The organism is Streptomyces sp. OfavH-34-F (genome assembly GCF_022347745.1).
Lineage (GTDB): Bacteria > Actinomycetota > Actinomycetes > Streptomycetales > Streptomycetaceae > Streptomyces.
On sequence record NZ_JAKRGC010000046.1, the window covers coordinates 1 to 20,685 of the forward strand.

23 protein-coding genes and 1 pseudogene are annotated in these 20,685 nt (G+C 71.8%); 14 read left to right on the forward strand and 10 right to left on the reverse strand.

Annotated elements, in window-relative coordinates:
- Together MHW47_RS10395 and MHW47_RS10400 are read left to right on the forward strand one after the other, a co-directional pair.
- Window positions 1-341 (forward strand): annotated as a pseudogene (locus tag MHW47_RS10395) (monooxygenase); the annotation flags it as partial.
- The gene (locus MHW47_RS10400) at window positions 329-787 is read left to right on the forward strand and encodes a VOC family protein (protein WP_239222386.1); all 459 of its coding nucleotides are present in this window, start codon (window positions 329-331) and stop codon (window positions 785-787) included. The pseudogene MHW47_RS10395 and the gene MHW47_RS10400, both read left to right, overlap by 13 nt.
- Window positions 788-790: 3 nt before the next feature.
- Here MHW47_RS10400 and MHW47_RS10405 read toward each other — a convergent pair whose 3' ends face one another.
- Together MHW47_RS10405 and MHW47_RS10410 are read right to left on the reverse strand one after the other, a co-directional pair.
- Window positions 791-1,474: a hypothetical protein gene (locus MHW47_RS10405; RefSeq protein WP_239222387.1), complete on the reverse strand. Its 684-nt coding sequence runs from the start codon at window positions 1,472-1,474 to the stop codon at window positions 791-793.
- A gap of 128 nt (window positions 1,475-1,602) precedes the next feature.
- Window positions 1,603-2,013, reverse strand: coding sequence for a VOC family protein (locus MHW47_RS10410; RefSeq protein WP_239222388.1), 411 nt, complete (start codon window positions 2,011-2,013; stop codon window positions 1,603-1,605).
- Between the two features lie 227 nt (window positions 2,014-2,240).
- Here MHW47_RS10410 and MHW47_RS10415 point away from each other — a divergent pair, with 227 nt between their 5' ends.
- Window positions 2,241-2,612, forward strand: a complete 372-nt coding sequence (locus tag MHW47_RS10415) for a nuclear transport factor 2 family protein (RefSeq protein ID WP_239222389.1) — start codon at window positions 2,241-2,243, stop codon at window positions 2,610-2,612.
- Window positions 2,613-2,635: 23 nt separating this feature from the next.
- Here MHW47_RS10415 and MHW47_RS10420 read toward each other — a convergent pair whose 3' ends face one another.
- Entirely contained in the window at window positions 2,636-2,800 is a 165-nt protein-coding gene (locus MHW47_RS10420) for a hypothetical protein (protein ID WP_239222390.1), read from the reverse strand.
- Window positions 2,797-3,030 (reverse strand): hypothetical protein, encoded by a 234-nt coding sequence (locus MHW47_RS10425; RefSeq protein WP_239222414.1) that lies wholly within the window; start codon window positions 3,028-3,030, stop codon window positions 2,797-2,799. Before MHW47_RS10425 ends, MHW47_RS10420 begins: the two co-directional genes overlap by 4 nt.
- Window positions 3,031-3,172: 142 nt before the next feature.
- Here MHW47_RS10425 and MHW47_RS10430 point away from each other — a divergent pair, with 142 nt between their 5' ends.
- The 8 genes from MHW47_RS10430 to MHW47_RS10465 all read left to right on the forward strand — a co-directional run bounded on the left by MHW47_RS10430 (window position 3,173) and on the right by MHW47_RS10465 (window position 8,329).
- Window positions 3,173-4,009 (forward strand): helix-turn-helix transcriptional regulator, encoded by an 837-nt coding sequence (locus MHW47_RS10430; RefSeq protein WP_239222391.1) that lies wholly within the window; start codon window positions 3,173-3,175, stop codon window positions 4,007-4,009.
- The gene (locus MHW47_RS10435; protein ID WP_239222392.1) at window positions 4,006-4,215 is read left to right on the forward strand and encodes a DUF397 domain-containing protein; all 210 of its coding nucleotides are present in this window, start codon (window positions 4,006-4,008) and stop codon (window positions 4,213-4,215) included. The genes MHW47_RS10430 and MHW47_RS10435 overlap by 4 nt, the downstream gene beginning before the upstream one ends.
- Before the next feature lie 25 nt (window positions 4,216-4,240).
- On the forward strand, window positions 4,241-4,450 hold the full coding sequence (locus MHW47_RS10440; protein ID WP_239222393.1) for a DUF397 domain-containing protein: 210 nt from the start codon (window positions 4,241-4,243) through the stop codon (window positions 4,448-4,450).
- Window positions 4,451-4,722: 272 nt separating this feature from the next.
- On the forward strand, window positions 4,723-5,109 hold the full coding sequence (locus tag MHW47_RS10445; protein ID WP_239222394.1) for an SdpI family protein: 387 nt from the start codon (window positions 4,723-4,725) through the stop codon (window positions 5,107-5,109).
- A 38-nt stretch (window positions 5,110-5,147) separates the two neighbouring features.
- A complete protein-coding gene (locus tag MHW47_RS10450; RefSeq protein ID WP_239222395.1) occupies window positions 5,148-5,828 on the forward strand; it encodes a hypothetical protein in 681 nt (226 codons plus the stop codon).
- Window positions 5,825-6,469, forward strand: coding sequence for an SdpA family antimicrobial peptide system protein (locus tag MHW47_RS35915; protein WP_239222396.1), 645 nt, complete (start codon window positions 5,825-5,827; stop codon window positions 6,467-6,469). The genes MHW47_RS10450 and MHW47_RS35915 overlap by 4 nt, the downstream gene beginning before the upstream one ends.
- On the forward strand, window positions 6,451-7,446 hold the full coding sequence (locus tag MHW47_RS10460; RefSeq protein WP_239222397.1) for a sporulation-delaying protein SdpB family protein: 996 nt from the start codon (window positions 6,451-6,453) through the stop codon (window positions 7,444-7,446). Before MHW47_RS35915 ends, MHW47_RS10460 begins: the two co-directional genes overlap by 19 nt.
- Window positions 7,447-7,522: 76 nt before the next feature.
- The gene (locus MHW47_RS10465; RefSeq protein ID WP_239222398.1) at window positions 7,523-8,329 is read left to right on the forward strand and encodes an HAD family hydrolase; all 807 of its coding nucleotides are present in this window, start codon (window positions 7,523-7,525) and stop codon (window positions 8,327-8,329) included.
- Between the two features lie 7 nt (window positions 8,330-8,336).
- Here the strand turns inward: MHW47_RS10465 and MHW47_RS10470 are convergent, their stop codons facing one another.
- The 5 genes from MHW47_RS10470 to MHW47_RS10490 form a co-directional block, all read right to left on the reverse strand.
- Complete coding sequence (locus tag MHW47_RS10470) at window positions 8,337-8,927, reverse strand: TetR/AcrR family transcriptional regulator (protein ID WP_239222399.1); 591 nt, start codon at window positions 8,925-8,927, stop codon at window positions 8,337-8,339.
- A 195-nt stretch (window positions 8,928-9,122) separates the two neighbouring features.
- On the reverse strand, window positions 9,123-10,022 hold the full coding sequence (locus tag MHW47_RS10475; protein ID WP_239222400.1) for an ABC transporter permease: 900 nt from the start codon (window positions 10,020-10,022) through the stop codon (window positions 9,123-9,125).
- A complete protein-coding gene (locus MHW47_RS10480) occupies window positions 10,009-11,010 on the reverse strand; it encodes an ABC transporter ATP-binding protein (RefSeq protein ID WP_239222401.1) in 1,002 nt (333 codons plus the stop codon). Before MHW47_RS10480 ends, MHW47_RS10475 begins: the two co-directional genes overlap by 14 nt.
- A gap of 88 nt (window positions 11,011-11,098) precedes the next feature.
- Complete coding sequence (locus MHW47_RS10485) at window positions 11,099-12,355, reverse strand: DUF2092 domain-containing protein (protein ID WP_239222402.1); 1,257 nt, start codon at window positions 12,353-12,355, stop codon at window positions 11,099-11,101.
- A gap of 232 nt (window positions 12,356-12,587) precedes the next feature.
- Window positions 12,588-13,598: a polyprenyl synthetase family protein gene (locus tag MHW47_RS10490; protein WP_239222403.1), complete on the reverse strand. Its 1,011-nt coding sequence runs from the start codon at window positions 13,596-13,598 to the stop codon at window positions 12,588-12,590.
- 157 nt (window positions 13,599-13,755) lie between these two features.
- On the opposite strand from MHW47_RS10490, the gene MHW47_RS10495 reads away from it, so the two are divergent.
- The 3 genes from MHW47_RS10495 to fahA all read left to right on the forward strand — a co-directional run bounded on the left by MHW47_RS10495 (window position 13,756) and on the right by fahA (window position 18,673).
- Window positions 13,756-15,255, forward strand: coding sequence for a peptide MFS transporter (locus MHW47_RS10495; RefSeq protein WP_239222404.1), 1,500 nt, complete (start codon window positions 13,756-13,758; stop codon window positions 15,253-15,255).
- Window positions 15,256-15,264: 9 nt separating this feature from the next.
- On the forward strand, window positions 15,265-17,259 hold the full coding sequence (locus tag MHW47_RS10500) for a CocE/NonD family hydrolase (RefSeq protein ID WP_239222405.1): 1,995 nt from the start codon (window positions 15,265-15,267) through the stop codon (window positions 17,257-17,259).
- Between the two features lie 184 nt (window positions 17,260-17,443).
- Complete coding sequence (gene fahA / locus MHW47_RS10505; protein ID WP_239222406.1) at window positions 17,444-18,673, forward strand: fumarylacetoacetase; 1,230 nt, start codon at window positions 17,444-17,446, stop codon at window positions 18,671-18,673.
- Between the two features lie 10 nt (window positions 18,674-18,683).
- On the opposite strand, the gene recQ is transcribed toward fahA, so the two are convergent.
- Complete coding sequence (gene recQ, locus MHW47_RS10510) at window positions 18,684-20,657, reverse strand: DNA helicase RecQ (RefSeq protein WP_239222415.1); 1,974 nt, start codon at window positions 20,655-20,657, stop codon at window positions 18,684-18,686.
- Window positions 20,658-20,685 lie beyond the last annotated feature (28 nt).

Here is a 20,685-nt window from a genome sequence, read left to right on the forward strand (position 1 = left end):
CGGCGACCGGCGCGCCCCGCCGCCTCTTCGAGGTCTTCGCGGGCCCGCACTTCACGCTGCTCGGCTTCGGTACGGGGACGGCCGGCGCCCTGCGCGAGGCGGCGGCGGCCCACGGCGACGAGCTGCGCGCGTACGGGGTGGGGGCGGCGGGCGAGCCGTGCGACCTGACCGACGCGGCGGGCCACGCGCACACGGCGTACGGGGTCGGCCCGGACGAGGACCTGCTGGTGCTGGTGCGCCCGGACAACCATGTGGGCCTGGTCGCGGGGGCGGACGAGGGGAAGGCGGTCACCGAATATCTGGGCGGAATCCCCAGCTCCGGGACAGAATGCCGATCATGACCCTTGAATGGAAAGTCGTCATCGACGCCGCCGACCCGCACGCCCAGGCCGGCTTCTGGGCCCAGGTCCTCGGGTACGAGGTCGAGGACAACAGCCCCCAGATCGAACGCCTGCTGGGCTTCGGCGCGGTGCCGGAGGACGTGACGACCATGGCCCACGGCCGCCGCGCCTGGCGGGACCTGGCGGCCGTACGGCACCCGGACGACCCGTACGACGAGGACAGCGGCGCCGGCCGGGGCCGCCGTCTGCTCTTCCAGCGCGTCCCGGAGCCGAAGACGGTGAAGAACCGCCTCCACCTCGACGTCCGCTCGGGCCCCGACGGCCGTGAGGCCCAGGTGGCCCGCCTGGAGGCGCTGGGCGCGAAGGTCCTGCGCGAGGTGGACGAGCCGGGCGGCAAGTGGACGATCCTCACGGACCCGGAGGGCAACGAGTTCTGCGTCGAGTAGGGCTCAGGCGTCCCGTGGCCGGCCGGCGGTGGCTCGGTTCAGGCCACGGGCGCCCAGCACCGTCACCAGGAGCAGCACCCCGCCCACGACGGGCACCAGGAGCGTGAAGGGGATCGGGATGCTGAGCTCCGTGGTGGCGCCGACCAGGTCGCCGGGGTCGCGCAGGACCTCGAAGCGGTCGCCGGGGCGGGTGGCGGCGCCGCACTTGGCGTCGTCGCTCCTGACCCAGAACGTCCCGTCGGCGGCCTCGACCTCGCAGCGGTGCAGCTGGCTGACGGCGTACGACGGCCCCTCGTGGATCACCTCGGTGACCGTGACCGTCACGTACTCCCCGCGCAGGTCGAGGACCGCGCTGCGGAAGCCGGCCGGCACCGCGACGACCAGGAACACGCCGAGCAGGAGCAGCGGCACCACGTACCGCGTCTGCGGGAACGCGAGCCGCGTCAGCCCGAGGACGCCCCCGAAGAAGGCGACCCAGCACCAGATCTGGACGTACTTGGGTTCGTCGTGGGCGAGGGCCCACAGGACGCCGTCCCCGATCAGCAGCACCCCGCAGCCGAACGCGAGGAGCGCCCCGGACAGCAGGGGCCGCCGGGGCGTCCACTCGTCGGAATCGCTCAGCGCCTTCCAGAACCGCCGCCATCCGCCCACCGTCGCGGCCTTCCCCGCCCCCATCGCAGAGTCCATCCAACTCGCCTACCCGACAGCCGAGTTAGCACACCCGCCGGTCAGCGCCGGGCGTACGGCGTCCTCGGCAAGCCCCGGGCGGACCTGCCCCTCCCGCCGAGAGGCGGTTCAGGCACCCGCCCGGGGAGTTACGAGTTGGACCAGGTACGAGTGGACAGCACCAGCAGATAGCCGTCGGGGTCCTGGAGGGTCACGCCCCAGGTGTCCCAGTACGGGTTGTGAGCCGGTACCCGCTTCCCGCCGTGCCGCTCGAGCCGTTCCACCAGGGAGTCGGGTACCGGTTCGCCGAGGTAGACGACCAGAAGGTCTTCGGGGGTCGAGCGCGGCTCCACGGGCGCGGCGGGGTCGTGGACGAGTTCCAGATGCCAGCCGGCGTCGGGCCAGCCGACCATGAGAAGGGAACTCCGCCCCGGAGTGCCGTCCGCCGCATGCCGGTACAGGACGTCGAGACCGAGGCCCGACACCCAGAAGTCCTCCGCTGCCCGAAGGTCCCGCGAGGGCCGGGCGAAGCGGATGTGAGCTGCGGAATCAGCCGGCATGGGTGTACCTCCTGAGGGGAACGGGCCCGGCGACGGCCGGGGGCCCGTCCGGAGCCGTGTACGGCAGCGAGCCTAGAGAGCACGCGGCCGTGCGCCATCGGGCGCTGGTCCTAGTCCGGCGGCCCGAAGGTGCGGACCGGGGTACGGACGCGGTGGCCCGTTCCCGTCCGTGCGCGCGGGCCCCCGGAGTGCGCGGGCGTACCCGGAGCGGCTGGTATTACTGGGGCATGCAGGAAGAGACCGCACGCACCGCGATCGACACGTTCATCTCCGCGTTCAACGCCCCGGACGACAGAGACGTGACCGGCCTGCTCTCCCGGTCCCTGACCTCGGACGTCGTCTTCTGGGGTCCGCTGGGCCGCCGGGAAGGAATCGAGGCGGTCGAGCAGTTCGTGCTGGACATCCGGCACCACCCGGAGGGAACCGGCACGATGGTGCGCTGCTCGGCGGTGGACATGCCGGACGAGTGGGCCCGGTACCAGTGGGTCTTCGCCACGCCCGAGGGGGGCCCGCGCCTGGCGGGCACGGACGTCGTCCACCTGTGCCGGAGCCTCATCGACCAGATCATCGTCTTCGCGGGCGAGCCGTCCGCCCACTGAACCGCCGCCCCGGGGTGGGGGGTTCAGGCGCCGTCGCCGTGCTCCGCCGCGAGGTGGCGGCGGCGCAGGACCCGGCAGTCCGTCTCCCGGCTGCCGTCCCGCTGGGCACGGGCCACCGCCTCCTCGTGGTCCAGCTCCTCGCACGTACGGCAGGGCTCGGTGAGCTCCGGTTCCGGCCGGGCGCTCATGCGACCTCACCCCGACTCCGGGCGTTCTCGCGCGCGGTCCTCGCCGCCAGGCGCTCGGCCGGCGTCGCCTCGCGGGTGTGTTCGGGGCGTACCTCCCACTCGGTGCCACCCTTGGGCGCCCGGAGCGTCCAGTAGGGGCCGGCGACCCCCCGGAACTCACCGACCAGGGGCTGCTCCCACCGGGCGACGTCCACGACGATCGTTCCGACAGCGGGAGTTGGGGGATTGATGACGTTTTGACCGTTACGTTCGGCGCCAGCGCACACGAGACGTCCCTCTCCGTAGTTGTTCCACTACCAAGCGGATTCAGAGTGGCCTAGAGTCTGAGACTGTTCAACGTGTCGGTTACGCACGAAAGGTCGGTGACGGGTCGTGAACCGCAAGGAGTTAGAGCCCGACAGCAGCCCCCAGGCCGCCTTCGGAGCGCGTATCCGCAGATTGCGCGAGACTCGCGGCTGGAAGCAGGAGGATCTGGCCGAACGGACGGGCTACTCCAGCACGCACATCTCGGCCGTGGAAACTGGTCGCAAGATGCCAACCCTCCGCTTTTCGCGCAGTGCTGACAGAGCGTTCGGCATCGAGGAAACCGTTGACACGTTCGAACAGGAGTGGCGGAAGATCCGGCACGGTTCACTCCTGGAGGGCTTCCCTCAGTACGTCGGCTACGAGGCGCGGGCCGTCGAACTCCGGCTGTACAACATCGGGATCATCCCGGGCCTGTTGCAGACACCCGAGTACGCCCGCGTGCTGGCCGACAGCGCAGTACGACGCGGGACCATCACGCAGGAACAGGCCGACGAGCGCGTCTCGTTCCTGGCGGAGCGCCAAGCGGTCCTCGTCCGCCCCAGGCCGCCCATGCTGTTCGTCATCATGGACGAGAGCTGCGTCCGGCGCCCTGTGGGCGGCCCGGATGTCATGGACGCCCAGCTGGCACGGCTGATCGAGTTCGCCGAGATGCCGAACACCCTGCTTCAGATCGCCCCCTACGAGATAGGGGAACGGCGGACGTTCGACCTGCCCGTCAACCTCCTGACCCTTCCGGACCGGTCCGTCGTCTGCTATGCCGAGTCACAGACGCAAGGGCACCTGGACCGTGAAAGCCCGTCAGTACTACCGATGTTGACGGCCTACCATCAGCTACAGGCCGAAGCGCTGTCTCAAGCAGCATCCGTGGCCATGATCAGGCAACTGCGAAAGGGCACCTCGTGACGACCGAATCCCCCCGCTGGTACACGTCCTCGTACAGCAACAACGGCGGCGACTGCGTACAGGTCGCCACCAACCTCGTGGCCGCCACCGGCACGGTCCCCGTCCGCGACTCCAAGAACCCGAGCGGCCCCACCCTCGGCCTCCGCGCCGACGCGTACGCCGCCTTCGTCGCGGGTATCAAGGACGGCGGGTTCGACACCGTCTGACCACCCCTACGAAGGGACGCGCCCCGTGGCCACCGACTCCCCCCTCTGGTACACGTCCTCGTACAGCGACAACGGCGGGGACTGCGTCCAGGTCGCCACCAACCTCGTGGCCGCCACCGGCACCGTGCCCGTCCGGGACTCCAAGGACCCGGACGGGCCCGCCCTCGGCTTCCGCGCCGACGCGTTCGCCGCCTTCGTGGCCGGCGTCAAGCAGGACGGGCCGCGCGTCCGCTGAACCACCCCAGGGCCTCCGGCACGGGCATTCGCCCCGGCCGGGGGCCCTCTTGCGTTTCCGGTCGCCGCACGGACCAAGACGCGTGCCGTATACAACGAGCCAGTTCGCGGCAGAGGGTGTCCTGAAACGATCTTCTGGAACGAGAATCCACCAAGTTAGGTTATTGCCCGGGGCAAGACTCTGTAAATTTTCAGGGCCTGCCCCGGGGGCAGGGGGGCGTAAGGCATCTCCGTACGGAGAGCGATGGTTCACATGTTCCTGGAGGACGGTTTATGGACCCGGTCGCGGGATGGGTGTTCGGCGCAGGACTGGTGACGATGGGCGCCATGGTGCACTACATGAAGAATCAGATAACGCGCGGGAACATCCAGCGGAACTCCGCGGTCGGGATCAGGACCAAGGCGACAATGTCCTCCGACAGGGCATGGGCGGTAGGGCACGCCGCCGCTTCCCCGATGCTGACGGCAACGTATTTGACCGCCTATTCGGTCGGCGTGATCGCCTTCGCCATCACAGTGGGGGTCACACTGAGCGATTCCGAGAACCCGGCCGTCATCATCGCACCACTCGCCGGAATGGGAGTGGTGCTGGCACTCCTCACCGCTGCGGCCGTCAAGGCGAACTCGGCGGCGCGCGCGGTGGACAGCGACAACGATTAGTCAACGCACGTCTTCAAACCTGTCGAACCAGGAGAGAAATGAACTCGCGTTTGAGGAACATCGTGGCCGCGGTGGCGGCCGGCTCCATACTCACCGCGGGCGGGCTCACCGCCCAGAGCGCTTTCGCGGCGGACGGCCGTACGAACGCGTCCGCCCCCGGCAAGGCGCAGCTCATCGACCCGGTGAAGGAGACCGCGAAGTACAGCGACACGGAACTCCTCCAGCTGCTGCTGGCCGCCCAGGGCCCGATCGCGGAGGCCTACCCCGAGCTGAAGAGCATGCTCGGGTTCAACCCCGACAAGCCGCACACCGACGAGGACGCGCTCAACCAGGTCATCGCCGGGTACCTGGCGGCGCACCCCGAGTTCCACGAGACGTCGGCGGTGCCGTTCCACTCCGGTGACCCGGTGCTCGTCGACGCCGCCCTGCGCGACTTCTCGGTGTCGTTCATCGACTACGTGAAGGAGAACGGCGAGCCCGTCGAGGGCGAGGGCCCCGAGGCCCAGCCGAGCGGCTGGTTCTACATGGGCGCCTACGTGGCCATCTACGTCAACGCGGTCGGCGCCGCCAACGCCGTCGCGTACACCAACGCGGGTGTCGCCACCAACGCCCTCGCCACCCTCGTGGTCGTCACGTGGTACCTGGAGGACGGCAGCCCCAGCGGTTCCGGCATCGAGCGTGACGCCTTCGTCGCCGCCTTCACCTCCGCGCTGACGTGAGTGACGACCCGGTGACCACCGATCAGGACACCGCCGGGCAGACCGCCGCACACCCCGTTGAAGAAACGTTTCCTCAACGGACGGGGCCGTCCTCGGCCCTGGTCTCCGCGACGGTCGGCATCCTCGTGGTCGGCGTCCTGCTGGCCGGATCGGTCTTCTTCTCCCTGCCGAGCAACGTCCTCTCCACGCGCGACGGGGGTGAACTCAGGTCGTTCTCCGCGAGGTTCCTGCCGCAGAGCTGGGCATTCTTCACCAAGCCTCCGAGCGACCCCGAGTTCGTTCCCTACCTTGTTTCCGCCGATGGTGTCTCGTACGCGGCGCGGTTACCGAACTCGCGCTCCGACAACCTCTTCGGGCTGAGCCGGCGCCAGCGTGCGCAGGGTCCGGAAGTGGCCGGCATGGCGAATCAGGTACGGGAGTGGCGGGACTGCGAAAAGGTGGAAGGAGATTGCCCCGCCGTGGTCGCCGGGTCGTCCACGCCCGTCTCCGTCGTGAATTCCTCACCGGTCCCCACGCTGTGCGGGCGGGTGGTCCTGGTGGAAACGCGCCCCGTTCCGTGGAAGTTCCGTGACAAGTACAAGGGCTGGCGGCTGGACAAGCAGGCCGCTCTCGTGGAGGCGAAGTGTTCCGGAAGCAGATAGCCGTCTTCACGGCGTTCGCCGAACGATCCGTCGCACGCTTTCCCGCCGAATCCCGGGCCCTCGGAATCGGCAGGTCGATCATCGCGCTCGCCCAGGCGACGATCCTGATATTCACCCCGGCGTCCCACCTGTTCGTCCCGGTGGGCGGGAACGAGATCGAGATCGGCTGTTCCTCCCCGGCGCAGGCCGCCTCGCTCTACTGCCTCGCCCCCTCCGCGGACCGGCAATCCCTGAACCTGATTCTCCTCGCCCTGCTCCTGATCGTGGCGAGCGGATTCATGCCCCGTTTCCTGACGGTGGTGCATTTCTGGGTGTCGCTCTCCGTCGGGCAATCCATTTCGCTTCCCGACGGCGGCGACGCCGTGGCGCAGGTCGTGACCTTCTTCCTGATCCTCGCCTGCGTCAACGACCGGCGTACCTGGCACTGGCAGCGGCCGGACGGCGGGGTGCGGCACAAGGGATCGGTGTGGCAGGGCATCGCCTGGGCCGGCTGGTGGGGGCTGCGGCTCCAGGTCGCCTACGTCTACCTCAACAGCTCCCTGGCGAAGCTCCCCGTGGGGCCGTGGTCGGAGGGCAGCGCGACCTACTACGTCGTGCGCATGGAGAACTTCGGAGCGGCCGGGCTGTTCGCCGACGCGTTCCGCTGGGCCACCGACTTCACGCTCGTCGCCCTCCTGTCGGCCTGGGGGACGATCCTCGCCGAGACGCTGATCGCGCTGTTCCTGGTGCGGCGCGGCTCCTGGCAGGCGGTCGCCGCGGTCGCGAGCGTGAGCCTCCACGTCCTGATCATCCTGCAGATCGGGATCGTCTCCTTCGGCTTCATCATGGTCGGAGCGGTGATCTGCGCGGCGTCGCGCGGCCTGGACACGTACGCCCCCCGGGCGGCGCGTCTGCTGCGGGCCCGCGCCGGACGGCCCGAGCCGGTGCGGAAGGCCGGGTCCGCGCCGCAGCCCGAACCGGTGCGTGAACCGGTCTGACCCGCAGGACGGCCGGCCCCTGGGCCCCGCCACCACTCCGGCCGTGCTCCGGAGGGCGGGGCCTACGCTGGTCGCCATGCCCACCCCGCCCCCGTACTCGCTCGTCGCCACCGACCTGGACGGCACCCTGCTGCGCGGCGACGACACCGTCGGCCCGCGCTCCCGGGCCGCACTCGCCCTGGCACGGAAGGCCGGGGCCCGGCACCTCGTCGTCACCGGGCGCCCCGTGCCGGGCGTACGGGCGCTGCTCGACGGGCTGGGGTACCGGGGGCTCGCCGTGTGCGGGCAGGGCACGCAGGTGTACGACGCCGGGGCGCGGCGCACGGTCCGCGCCGTGACGCTCGACCGGGAGGCGGCCGACGCCGCGCTCGGGAAGATCGAGGCGCAGGTGGGCCGGGTGTTCGCGGCGGTGGACCAGGACGGGCCCGAGGGGCGCACGCTGATCGAGCCCGGCTACCGGCTGCCGCACCCCGCGCTGCCCGCGCAGCGGACCCGGGACCGGGGCGGGCTGTGGGCCGCGCCCGTGATCAAGGTGCTCATCCGGCATCCCGAGCTGAGCGACGAGGAGCTGACCGCCGAGGCCCGCGCGGTCGTCGGCGACCTGGCGACCGTCACGCACTCCGGGCCGGGGACCGTGGAGCTCCAGCCGTACGGCGTGGACAAGGGCGTCGGGATCGCGCTCGCCGCCGGGGAACTGGGCCTGGACCCGGCGTCCGCGATCGCCTTCGGGGACATGCCGAACGACCTGCCGATGTTCCGCCGCTGCGGCTACGGGGTCGCCATGGGCAACGCCCACCCCGCCCTGCGCGCGGCGGCCGACGAGGTCACGCTGTCGAACGAGGAGGACGGCATAGCCGTCGTCCTGGAGCGCCTCTTCGGCTGAGGCGCCCTCAGTCCGGCACCGCGCCCAGGGACCGCAGGACGTGGTCCACCAGGTTGCCGACCTCGTCCGCGTCCTGCATCGGCTTGCGGAGCACGTGGCGGTAGTAGAGCGGGCCGTAGAGCATCTCCACCGCCAGGCGCAGGTCCGCGCCGGCCGGGATCTGGCCCTGCTCCTGGGCGCTGCGCAGCCGGCCGACCGCCTCGTCGAAACGGGGTTCGATCAGCTGAGTGCGAACGGTTTCGGCCAGCTCGTCGTCGTGGTGCAGCTCGGAAAGGATGCCCGCGTAGGCGGGTCCGAAGGGGGGTACGCCGAGGACGGCGACCGCTCCGGTGAGGTGGGTGCGCAGGTCCTTCGCGATGTCCCCGGTATCGATGAACGGCGTGGCCGACACCAGCATCTCCGTGAACGCTTCCAGCAGGATCGCGCTCTTCGAGGGCCACCAGCGGTAGATCGTCTTCTTGCTGACGCCCGCCCGTGCCGCGATGCCCTCGATCGTGACCCGGCCGTAGCCCCGCTCCGTACACAGGTCCAGGGCCGCTTGCAGGGTCGCCCTGCGTGAGCTCTCGCTCCGGCGCAGCGAACTCGGCGATGTGTTCATTCGGTGAGCATAGGTGGGTTTGAGCCAATCCTTGTTGACAGCCCGTCGCCCTAGGTCGAACAATGCACTGGCGGAAACGGAACGTAGCGTGTCGGCTCGTTCCCTTCGTTTTCGCACCGTTCGTGCCGTTCGTGCCGCGACGAGCCGATCGGGGGACGGCTCGCCGGCCGACGGTACGGCTGCCGCCCCCGCCTCTCAGGCCGTGATGTCCTTCGCCGTGAACCGCGCCCAGGCCGCCGAACCGAACACCGCCGCGTACACCGCCTGGAGCCCCAGGTTCTTCACCACCTCGTCCCAGTAGACGGGGTCGCGCACCAGATCCGAGAAGGACAGCCAGTAGTGCGTGAAGAGGTACGGGTGGATGCCGCTCAGCTGCGGGATGCTGTCCACGATCTGGACGGTGATCAGCAGGCCGACCGTCGCCGCCATGGCCGCGATGCCGCTGTTGGTGAGGGTCGAGACGAACAGGCCGAGGGCCGCGAAGCCGGTCAGCGACGCCGCCACGACCACCGCGACGAGCCCCGCCCGCACCAGGCCCTCGCCGAAGCCGATCGTCGTCCCCGAGATCGTCGTGACGTCGCCCAGCGGGAACAGCAGCGCGCCCACCGCCAGCGCGGAGGCGGCCACCACGAGCGTGGCGACCAGGCAGAAGCCGAGCGTCGCCGCGTACTTGGCGAGCAGCAGCCGGGTCCGCCCGGCCGGGGCGACCAGCAGGTAGCGCAGCGTCCCCGCGTTGGCCTCGCCCGCGACCGCGTCGCCGGCGATGACGCCCACCGCCATCGGCAGGAAGACGGGGAGCGTCGCGGCGAGCGCGGCGAACACCAGGAACAGGCCGTTGTTGGTGACCTGGGACAGGAACGCCGGACCGGCCTCCCCGCCGCCCGGACCCGCCGACGAGCCGTCCGACGTCTCGATGCGCACCGCGATCCCGATCAGGACCGGCACGGCGGCCAGCACCCCGAGCAGGGCGAGGGTGCGCCAGCGGCGCAGCGTGGTGACCAGCTCGGACCGGAGGATGCCGAAGGTCCACAGCGGGTTGCGCCCGGCGGGCCCGGACGGCCCGGCCCCCACGGGCCCGGTCTCAGCCTGCGACATCGAATCCCTCTCCCGTCAGAGCCACGAACGCGTCCTCCAGCGAGGCCCGCTCCACGCCGAACGCGCGCACCCGCACGCCGTCCCGGACCAGCGCCGCGTTCAGGTCGGCCAGGTCCACCGTGCCCGGCGGGGCGTCCGCCCGGAGCCGGTCGCCGTCCAGTGTGATGCCGGTGATCCCGTGTTCCTTGAGCACCCGGGCCGCGTCGGCCGGGTCCGGGGTGGTGACGGCGAGGCGGCCGCCGGTGGCGAGCCCGGAGACGGGCCCCTGGGTGAGGAGCCGGCCCCGCGCCATCACCGCCGCGTGACTGCACACCTGCTCGATCTCGTCCAGGAGGTGGGAGGAGACGAACACCGTGGTGCCGTCCGCCGCCAGCTCCCGGACCAGGGCCCGGATCTCGCGCATGCCCTGCGGGTCCAGGCCGTTGGTCGGCTCGTCCAGGACGAGCAGCCGGCGCGGGCGGAGCAGGGCGGCGGCGAGGCCGAGGCGCTGCTTCATGCCCAGCGAGTACGCGCGCGCCTTCTTGCCGGCCGCCTGGGCGAGCCCGACCCGCTCCAGGGCCTCACCGACGCGTGCGGCGCGGGTGCGCGGGTCGGCGGTCGGGTCGGCCGTGTCGTAGCGCAGGAGGTTGTCCCGGCCGCTCAGGAACCCGTACAGGGCGGGCCCCTCGATCAGTGCGCCGACCTCGGGCAGCACCGTGCGCGCCGCGTCCGGCATGGGGTGGCCGAGGACGCGGGCGGTGCCGGAGGTCGGGGCGATCAGGCCCATGAGCATCCGGATCGTCGTCGTCTTGCCCGAGCCGTTGGGCCCGAGGAAGCCGAAGACGCTGCCGCCGGGGACCGTGAGGTCGAGCCCGTCCACGGCGAGCTGGCCGCCCCGGTAGCGCTTGGTCAGCCCGCGCGTCTCGATCACGGGCGCGCCGGACGCGGGCGGCGCGCCGGGCACGCCGGGTCCGGGACGCTCGGTGGGCGCGGTGTCGGGCCCTGCCATCGTGTGCTCCCCACTGGCTCGTACGGTCGCGCCCGCCCCGCCGCGCGCGGGGCGCACGGCGGGGCGGGCGGAAGGGGTACCGCGGGTGTCAGCTCGCGTCGTTCGCGGCGGCGACCAGCGCGTCCTTGGTGACCGCGCCCACGTAGACCCGGCCGTCGTCCGTCATCAGCGCGTTGATCAGGCGCGTCTTGAAGACCGTGCCCGAACCGAACTTGCCGCTGACCTTGTCGCCGAGGGCGTCCAGGAACTGCTGGGCCTCGGCCGGGACGCCCTTCGTCGCCTCGGTCGGCAGAGCCGCGCCACCGGGGGTCTTGAACTCGGCGATGCTGTTCCAGCCCTTGCCGATGATCTTCGGCGCACCGGCTTCCCCGGCGGCGCGCAGGTCGCCCTCGGCCTTCCCGGCGGCCCTGCGGGCGTCCTTCTCGTGTCCCTTGCCCGCCTCGTCGGCCTCGGTGACCTTCGCGCCCTTGGGCGGGGTGAAGGTGAAGGAGGACGCGGCGGGCTTCCCGAAGTCGACCGAGGTGAAACCGGCGTCCACGACGGCCTTGCCGCCGCCGCTCGGCTGGAGCGTGAACTTGAGCGGCACGCCGTTCTTCGCGTCCACGGCGACGGTGATCGAGCCCACCGTGGAGCCGCTCTGCTCCGGCTTGAGCACCAGGCGGTACGCGTCGCGCCCGGCGACCCGCGCGGTGCCGTCCACCGTGACGGACGTGGTGCCGTCGGCCGCCTGGAGCGCCTGCTCGGCCAGCGCCTTCGGGGTGGTCGGGACGCCCTCGGGGACGGCCCGGTCGTGGCCGCGCGGCGCCTTGTCCGCGCCTTCGGCCTCCGCGTGGTACACCGCGTTGGTCGCGCTGTCGTAGGCCCAGACCTGGTCGCCGTTGTGGATCAGGCTGTACTCGGAGGCGTCGTCCAGGATGGACAGCCGCTGCTTGTCGGGGCCGTCCGCGGCGACGCGCAGCGTATGCGTGCCGGAGACCAGCTCGGTGAGCTTGCTCTGCGGGTCGGCGCTGGACGTGTCCTCGCCGCCGCGCCCGCTCTTGCCGGCGTCGGAGAGGAACGAGCCGGCCAGGCCGCCCATGGAGGGGATGCCCAGGTCCGTGCTGATCTTCACCGTGCCGGAGAAGCGCTCGGTGTCCGACGCGGCGATCTTCTCGATGAGTTCCTGAGCGGTGATCTCCGGCAGCTCGGGGTCGCCCGAGCTGGCGAGCGCGGGGACCAGGCCGATGGTCGCCGCCGCCACCCCCGCCACCGCGACGGGGACGATGTAGCGCGCCGCTCTGCGTCCGCGCCGGCCGCTCCCGCCGGCGGCCGTGCCGGTGGTCTCCGCGCTGTCGTTCGGTGCCATGTGTGCCCTACCTCCGTGATCGGCGGCTTCCTCGGGATGCACTCGCCCACTCCGTGCCGCCATTCTCACCCGTTTTGGTCAGGAGTGGTTGTGTCTCCATCTGACCAAAACGGGCGGCGCGAAGCGTCAACCCCCGGGAGCAACTCCGCGTACCTCTTCGGTATGACGGTGGAGCACCGATTCTCCCCCGTCCAGTAGGGGTTGGGGCCGCGCGGACCCCAGGGGGAGGCCGTCAGCCGGCGCGGTGCACCACCGCGTCGCACATCTCTTCCAGGGCGAGCTTGGCGTAGCACTCGGGCAGCGGCCCCAGCGTGGCCCGCGCCTCCTGCGCGTACCGCACGGTGTCCCGGCGGGCCTGCGCCAGCGCGGGGTGGGCGCGCAGCAGGCGCAGCGCCTCGGTGAGCCGGTCCGGGTCGCCGAGGTCGCCGTCGAGCAGTTCGACGAGGGCCAGGTCGTCCGGCTTGCCGTCCTCCGCCGCCTGCGCCCTGAGGTGGAGGACGGGGAGGGTCGGGATGCCCTCCAGCAGGTCGGTGCCGGGGGTCTTGCCGGACTCGTGGGAGTCGGAGGCGATGTCCAGGACGTCGTCGGCGAGCTGGAAGGCGACGCCGAGCCGCTCGCCGTACTGGGTGAGGATGTCCGTCGTGGCCTCGTCGGCACCGGCCATCATCGCGCCGAACCGGCAGGCCACGGCGATCAGCGAGCCGGTCTTGCCGCTCAGCACCTCCAGGTAGTGCGCCACCGGGTCGCGCCCGTCGCGCGGACCGGCCGTCTCCAGGATCTGGCCGGTGACCAGGCGCTCGAACGCCTCCGCCTGGATGCGGACGGCCTCCGGGCCCAGGTCGGCCAGGATGTGCGAGGCGCGCGCGAAGAGGAAGTCGCCGGTCAGGACGGCGACCGAGTTGCCCCAGCGGGAATTGGCGCTGGGCACCCCGCGCCGCACATCGGCCTCGTCCATGACGTCGTCGTGGTACAGCGTCGCGAGGTGGGTCAGCTCCACGACGACGGCGGCGGGCACCACGCCCGGCGCGTCGGCGTCGCCGAACTGGGCGGCCAGCATCGCAAGCAGCGGCCGGAACCGCTTGCCGCCCGCGCGCACCAGGTGCTGGGCGGCTTCCGTGATGAAGGGCACGTCGCTCTTGGTGGCTTCGAGCAGGCCCGACTCGACAGCAGCCAAACCGGCCTGGACACCGGCCTCAAGAGCCTGGTCCCGCACGCTCAGTCCGAACGGCCCGACGACGGTCACGAGGGGATCTCCTGTCTGCTGACGATCACACGGAATGTCGATGTGTCGTTGTCAACCACTGATGTCAGCGTATCCGGTCGCCTTTGGATCACCGTGGGCGCCTTCCCGCCACCGCCGGTATGTTCGACATCAGCTCATACGATCAGGAGTTGCCGTTTTGTCCCACACCGCCGCCGCCACCGAACCGGAGCAGCCGCCGCCGGCCGACGACCACGCCTTCTTCGGCCAGCCACGCGGTCTGATGACCCTGTCCGGTCTGGAGGTCTGGGAGCGGTTCTCGTTCCTGGGCATGCAGGCGATCCTCGTCCTCTACTTCGCCGACACCGTCGCCCACGGCGGCATGGGCATGGAGGCCGGGACCGCCGCCTCCGTCTCGGCCGCGTACGGCACCCTCGTCTACCTGGTGTCGGTGGCCGGCGGCTGGCTCGCCGACCGCATCCTCGGCTCGTACCGGGCCGTGCTGTACGGCGGCATCCTGATCGCCTGCGGCCATTACGCCATGGCGGTGCCCACGGACGCGATGACCTGGGTCGGGCTCGGCCTGATCAGCGCCGGCACGGGGCTGCTCAAGCCCAACGTGGCCACCATGGTCGGCAAGCTCTACCGCACGGACGACGAACGCCGGGACGCCGGCTTCGCGCTCTACTACATGGGCATCAACATCGGCGCCTTCCTCGGCCCGCTGATCACCGGCTGGCTCGGCGACCACGCCAGCTGGCACTGGGGCTTCTCCGCCGCCGCCTTCGGCATGACGCTGGGCCTCATCCAGTACGTCGCGGGCCGCCGTCACCTGGCCGGACGCAAGCACACCGCCGAGTTCGCCCTGGCCCCCGGCCCGATGCGGCGCGCGGTGCGGCTGATCGTCGCGGGCGCCGTGGTCGTCGCCGCCGTCGCCACCGCGCTCGCCCTGGCCGGGTGGCTCACCATGGACCGGTTCGTGGACCTGCTCACCCTGATCTCGGTGATCGCGCCCGTCGTCTACTTCGCAGTGATGTTCCGCAGCCCCCGGGTCACCGCCGCCGAACGCGGCAGGCTGCGCCCCTACGTGGTGCTGTTCCTGGCCTCGGTGGTGTTCAACTTCATCCTCTTCCAGGCGTACTCGACGATGATGCTGCTCGCCTCGACCAACGCCCGCACCGAGATCTTCGGCTTCCACTTCCCCGCGAGCTGGTACGCCTCCGCGCTCGGCGCCTTCGAGGTGGCGCTCGCCCCGGTGGTCGCGGCCGTCTGGGCGAAGATGGGGCCGCGCCAGCCGCACGCCTCCAACAAGATCGCCTTCGGGGTGATCCTGGGCGGGCTCTCGTTCCTGCTGATGGTCCTGCCCACCTCCGGGCACTCCGGCGACACGTACCGGATGGCCGCCTGGTGGATCGTCGGCTCCTATCTGCTCCTCGGACTCGGCGACATCCTGCTGGAGACCTCCGGCATGTCGGCGACCACCAAGCTCGCCCCGAAGGCGTTCGCCAGCCAGACCATGGCGCTCTGGTTCCTCTCCCTGGCCCTCGCCAACGGCATCCAGGCCCAGATCGTGAAGCTGTACGGCGAGGTGTCCAACCCCGCCTACTTCGGTGTCAACGGCGCTGTCGCGGTGGCGGCCGGCGCGGCCGTCATCGCCGCCGCCCCCTGGCTCAAGCGCACCATGCACCCCGTCCACTGAGGTACGCCCATGCACATCCAGACCTCGTTCCCCTACGAGACCACCCACGAGGACCTCTACATCCCGCTCGCGGACGGCACCCAGCTGTACGCGCGGATCTGGCGGCCGGTCACGGACGAACCCGTGCCCGCGCTCCTGGAGTACCTGCCGTACCGGCTGAGCGACTGGACCGCGCCGCGCGACTGGCAGCGCCACCCCTGGTACGCCGGACACGGCTACGCCTCGGTCCGGGTGGACGTACGGGGCCACGGCAACAGCGAGGGCATGCCGGGCGACGAGTACGACGCGACGGAGCTGGCGGACGGCGTGGCCGTCATCCACTGGCTGGCCCAGCAGGAGTGGTGCTCGGGCCGGGTGGGCATGTTCGGCATCTCCTGGGGCGGCTTCAACTCGCTCCAGATCGCCGCGCTGGCCCCGGAGCCGCTGAAGGCGATCGTCACCGTGTGCTCCACCGACGACCGCTACGACAACGACGTCCACTACATGGGCGGCTCCGTCCTCGCCGTGGACATGCACGCCTGGGCGGCCACCATGCTCGCCTTCGTCTGCCGGCCGCCCGACCCCGCGGACGTCGGCGACGACTGGCGGCAGATGTGGCTCGACCGGCTGGAGGCGGTGGACCCCTTCATCCACACCTGGCTCGCCCACCAGACCCGCGACGCCTACTGGAAGCACGGCAGCGTCTGCGAGGACTACTCCGCGATCCAGGCCGCCGTCCTCGCGGTCGGCGGCTGGCACGACCCGTACCGCGACACCGTGCTCCGGCTCGTCGAGCACCTGGACCCGGCCCGCGTGCGCGGCATCATCGGGCCCTGGTCCCACCAGTACCCCGACCGCGGGCTGCCGCCCGGACCGGCCATCGGCTTCCTCCAGGAGACCCTGCGCTGGTGGGACCAGCACCTCAAGGACAAGGACACCGGGGTGCTGGAGGAGCCGCTGCTGCGGGCCTGGATCAGCGAGTCCCACCCGCCCGCCACCGTCTACGAGACGATGCCCGGCCGCTGGGTCGGCGAGAACGCCTGGCCCTCGGAGACCGTCGCGCCGGTCGCGTACGCCCTCCAGGGCGGCCCGCAGCTCGTCCGCTCGCCGCAGCAGACCGGGCTCGACGCCGGGCGCTTCTTCCCCTTCGGCAACGACGCCGACCTGCCGCCCGACCAGCGCGACGAGGACGCCAAGTCGCTCTGCTTCGAGTTCCCCGTGACCGACGCGCCCATCGAGATCCTGGGCCGCCCCCGGGTACGGCTGCGCATCCGGATGGACGTGCCGCGCGGCCAGGCCGTCGCCCGGCTCTGCGACGTCGCCCCGGACGGCTCCTCCACCCTCGTCACCCGCGGCGCGCTCAACCTGGCCGCCCGCAACGGCCGCGACCGCACCGAGGACTGGCCCGCCGGCACCACCGAGGACGTCACCTTCGAGCTGAACGGCATCGGCCACACCTTCCCGCCCGGCCACCGCATCCGGCTCGCCGTCTCCTCCTCGTACTGGCCCTGGATCTGGCCGCAGGCCGGCTCGGCGGGCTTCACCCTGGAGGCGGACGGCAGCCTCCTCGAACTCCCGGTGCGCCGGGCCGCCGAGGACCCGGACATCACCTTCGAGGAGCCGGAACAGGCCGAACCGCTGGGCGTGGTGTACCCGGAGACGCTGGACACGCCGCGCCCGGAGCGGCTGGTGGTCCGCGACGTCGCCGCGGGCGAGTGGCGCCTGGAGGTGGACCCGCGCTACGGCGGCACCCGGGTCTACCCGGACGGGCTGGAGTTCACCGAGGACGCGCTGGAGACATACACCGTCCGCGAGGACGACCCGCTCTCCGCACGCACCCGCTCCGACTGGACGATCCGGCTGCACCGGCCCGAGATGTCCTGGGACGTGCAGATCGACACCCGCTCCGAGATCACCGCCGACGCCGACGCCTTCCACACCAGCAACGAGGTCGTCTGCACCGAGGGCGGCGAGGTCGTCTTCCACCGCACCTGGGAGAAGAGCATTCCGCGCACCTCCGGGTGATCCGGGCACCCTCCCGCGACGGCGCACGTGAGGCGTACGTTCCGGGGTACGGGAGAGGGCGGGGAAACCACCGCGCGGCCGGGTCCGCCACCGCGCACCGGGCCGGACGGCGCGGGCACGGACCCGGCCGGCCGCCCCGACGTAACGTGTCACGCAAGCGACCCGGAAAGCGAGGCAGCGACAGATGCCCCAGCAGAGCAGCCCGCTCGATGTGCCCGAGGGGCACCCCTTCGGCCCGCACAACCTGCCGTACGGCGTGTTCTCCACCCCCGACCGGCCGGAGCGGCGCGTCGGCGTCCGCATCGGCGACCACGTCCTGGACGCCGGGGCCGCCGCGCTCGCCCTCGGTTCGCCCTACGCCCAACTGCTCGCCCAGCCCGACCTGATGGCCCTGCTCGGGGCCGGGCGCACCGCCTGGCGCGATGTGCGGCGCGCGCTGACCGCCTGGGTGACCGTCCCCGCCCACCGCGCGGACATGGAACCCCTGCTGCACGACCTGGACGCGGTCACCCTGCACCTGCCGTACCGGGTCGCGGACTACGTGGACTTCTACGCCAGCGAGCACCACGCCTCCAACGTCGGCCGGATCTTCCGCCCGGACGCGGAGACGCCGCTCACCCCCAACTGGAAGCACCTGCCGATCGGTTACCACGGCCGCGCGGGCACCGTCGTGGTCTCCGGCACCGACGTCGTCCGCCCGGCCGGGCAGCGCAAGGCCCCCGCCGACCCGGCCCCCGTCTTCGGCCCGTCCGTGAAGCTGGACATCGAGGCGGAGGTCGGCTTCGTCGTCGGCACCCCCTCCGCGCAGGGCACGCCCGTGCCGCTGGCCGACTTCCGCGAGCACGTCTTCGGGCTGTCGCTGCTCAACGACTGGTCGGCGCGCGACATCCAGGCCTGGGAGTACGTGCCCCTCGGCCCGTTCCTGGGCAAGTCCTTCGCGACCTCCGTCGCCGCCTGGGTCACCCCGCTGGAGGCCCTGGACGCCGCCCGCACCGCGCCGCCCGCCCGCGACGTCCCGGTCCTCCCCTACCTGGACGACGCCGAGGAGGACGAGCCCGGCGGCTACGACCTGCGGATCTCCGTCGCGATCAACGGGCACGTGGTCGCGGAGCCGCCGTTCTCCACGATGTACTGGACGGCCGCGCAGCAGCTCGCCCAGATGACGGTCAACGGCGCCTCGCTGCGCACCGGCGATCTGTACGCCTCGGGCACGGTCAGCGGCCCCGAACCGGCGCAGCGCGGCTGCCTCCTCGAACTCACCTGGAACGGCCGCGACCCGCTGGACCTCCCGGACGGCAAGCGCACGTTCCTGGAGGACGGCGACACGGTCACCCTCACCGCCTGGGCCCCCGGCCCGGACGGCACCCGGGTGGGCCTGGGCGAGGTATCGGGGCGGGTGGTTCCGGCGGGGTGAGGAGGCGGGCTCACTCGTACTCCGGGGGCTCCTCGTCCCAGCCGAACTCGGCGTCGTCGTGGGGGGTGGGCTTCGGCGCCTCCGGGGCGGGGCCGGGGGCCGGGGCGGGGGTGTCGAGGCCCGACAGCACCTCCAGGACCGCTTCGCCGTACGTCGTCAGCTTCTTCTCGCCCAGGCCGCTGATGCCGCCCAGCTCGCCGAGCGTCGTCGGCAGGGCCGTGGCGATCTCGCGCAGGGTCGCGTCGTGGAAGATCACATAGGCGGGCAGGCCCAGCTCCTTGGCCTGGGCCGCGCGCCAGGCGCGCAGGGCCTCGAAGACCGGGACGGCCGTCTCGGGGAGGTCGGCGGCGACCGCCGCCTTCCCCTTGCGCTCGCCCCGGCCGGACGAGGACCGGGAAGCGGCCGGCTTCTTCGGCTCCTTGCGGAGCTGGACCTCGCGCTCCCGGCCCAGCACCGCGCCGCTCGCCTCCGTGAGGACCAGCGTGCCGTACTCGCCCTCGACGGCCAGGAGGCCCTGGGCGAGGAGCTGGCGGACCACGCCGCGCCACTCCGCCTCGCTCAGCTCCTCCCCGATGCCGAACACCGACAGCTGGTCGTGGTCGAACTGGATGACCTTGGCCGTGCGGCGGCCGAGCAGGATGTCGATGATCTGGCCGGCCCCGAACTTCTGGTTCCGCTCGCGCTTGAGGCGGACCACCGTGGAGAGCAGCTTCTGCGCGACCACCGTGCCGTCCCAGGTCTCCGGCGGGGTGAGGCAGGTGTCGCAGTTGCCGCAGGAGGCGGTGGCCGGTTCCTGGCCGAAGTACGTGAGGAGCTGGGCGCGGCGGCACTGGGCCGTCTCGCACAGGGCCAGCATCGAGTCGAGGTGGGCGGCGGCCCGGCGGCGGAACGCCTCGTCGCCCTCGCCGCCCTGGATGAGCTTGCGCTGCTGGACGACGTCCTGGAGGCCGTACGCCATCCACGCCGTGGACGGGGCGCCGTCGCGGCCGGCGCGGCCGGTCTCCTGGTAGTAGCCCTCGACGGACTTGGGCAGGTCGAGGTGGGCGACGAACCGGACGTCCGGCTTGTCGATGCCCATGCCGAAGGCGATCGTCGCGACGACGACCAGGCCCTCCTCGCGCAGGAACCGGGACTGGTGGGCGGCGCGCGTACCGGCGTCGAGCCCCGCGTGGTACGGGACGGCCTCGATGCCGTTGCGGCGGAGGTACTCGGCGGTCTTCTCCGTGGACGCGCGGGACAGGCAGTAGACGATGCCCGCGTCCCCGGGGTGCTCCTCCTTGAGGAAGGCGAGCAGCTGCTTCTTCGGGTCCGCCTTGCCGACGATCCGGTACCGGATGTTGGGCCGGTCGAAGCTGGCCACGAAGTGCTTCGCGTCGGGCATGCCGAGGCGCTGGGTGATCTCCTGGTGCGTGGCGTTCGTCGCCGTGGCCGTCAGGGCGATGCGCGGGACGTCGGGCCAGCGCTCGCCGAGGACCGACAGGGCGAGGTAGTCGGGGCGGAAGTCGTGGCCCCACTGGGCGACGCAGTGCGCCTCGTCGATCGCGAAGACGGAGACCTCGCCGCGCGCCAGCAGCGCGAGCGTGGTGTCGAGCCGCAGCCGTTCCGGGGCGAGGTAGAGCAGGTCCAGCTCGCCCGCGACGAACTGGGCCTCCATCGAGCGGCGCTCGTCGAAGTCCTGCGTGGAGTTGATGAAGCCGGCCCGCACCCCGAGCGCCCGCAGCGCGTCCACCTGGTCCTGCATGAGGGCGATCAGCGGGGAGATCACGACGCCGGTGCCGCGCCGGACGAGGGCGGGGATCTGGTAGCAGAGGGACTTGCCGCCGCCGGTGGGCATGAGCACGACGGCGTCCCCGCCGGCCACCACGTGGTCGACGACGGCCTCCTGCTCGCCGCGGAACGCCTCGTAGCCGAAGACGCGGTGCAGCGTTTGCCGCGCCTCGCTCTCGGCGGCGGCGACCCCGCCCGTGGTCTCGTCGGTGGTCATGTCCGTCACGCCCGTCCCGCTCATCGCT

Bases quoted from the DNA above. Each gene is read 5' to 3' on its own strand.
- MHW47_RS10400 (WP_239222386.1), top strand. From the start codon at position 329: ATGCCGATCATGACCCTTGAATGGAAAGTCGTCATCGACGCCGCCGAC.
- MHW47_RS10405 (WP_239222387.1), bottom strand. From the start codon at position 1,474: ATGGACTCTGCGATGGGGGCGGGGAAGGCCGCGACGGTGGGCGGATGG.
- MHW47_RS10410 (WP_239222388.1), bottom strand. From the start codon at position 2,013: ATGCCGGCTGATTCCGCAGCTCACATCCGCTTCGCCCGGCCCTCGCGG.
- MHW47_RS10415 (WP_239222389.1), top strand. From the start codon at position 2,241: ATGCAGGAAGAGACCGCACGCACCGCGATCGACACGTTCATCTCCGCG.
- MHW47_RS10420 (WP_239222390.1), bottom strand. From the start codon at position 2,800: ATGAGCGCCCGGCCGGAACCGGAGCTCACCGAGCCCTGCCGTACGTGC.
- MHW47_RS10445 (WP_239222394.1), top strand. From the start codon at position 4,723: ATGGACCCGGTCGCGGGATGGGTGTTCGGCGCAGGACTGGTGACGATG.
- MHW47_RS10450 (WP_239222395.1), top strand. From the start codon at position 5,148: ATGAACTCGCGTTTGAGGAACATCGTGGCCGCGGTGGCGGCCGGCTCC.
- MHW47_RS10465 (WP_239222398.1), top strand. From the start codon at position 7,523: ATGCCCACCCCGCCCCCGTACTCGCTCGTCGCCACCGACCTGGACGGC.
- MHW47_RS10470 (WP_239222399.1), bottom strand. From the start codon at position 8,927: ATGAACACATCGCCGAGTTCGCTGCGCCGGAGCGAGAGCTCACGCAGG.
- MHW47_RS10475 (WP_239222400.1), bottom strand. From the start codon at position 10,022: ATGTCGCAGGCTGAGACCGGGCCCGTGGGGGCCGGGCCGTCCGGGCCC.
- MHW47_RS10480 (WP_239222401.1), bottom strand. From the start codon at position 11,010: ATGGCAGGGCCCGACACCGCGCCCACCGAGCGTCCCGGACCCGGCGTG.
- MHW47_RS10485 (WP_239222402.1), bottom strand. From the start codon at position 12,355: ATGGCACCGAACGACAGCGCGGAGACCACCGGCACGGCCGCCGGCGGG.
- MHW47_RS10500 (WP_239222405.1), top strand. From the start codon at position 15,265: ATGCACATCCAGACCTCGTTCCCCTACGAGACCACCCACGAGGACCTC.
- fahA (WP_239222406.1), top strand. From the start codon at position 17,444: ATGCCCCAGCAGAGCAGCCCGCTCGATGTGCCCGAGGGGCACCCCTTC.
- recQ (WP_239222415.1), bottom strand. From the start codon at position 20,657: ATGACCACCGACGAGACCACGGGCGGGGTCGCCGCCGCCGAGAGCGAG.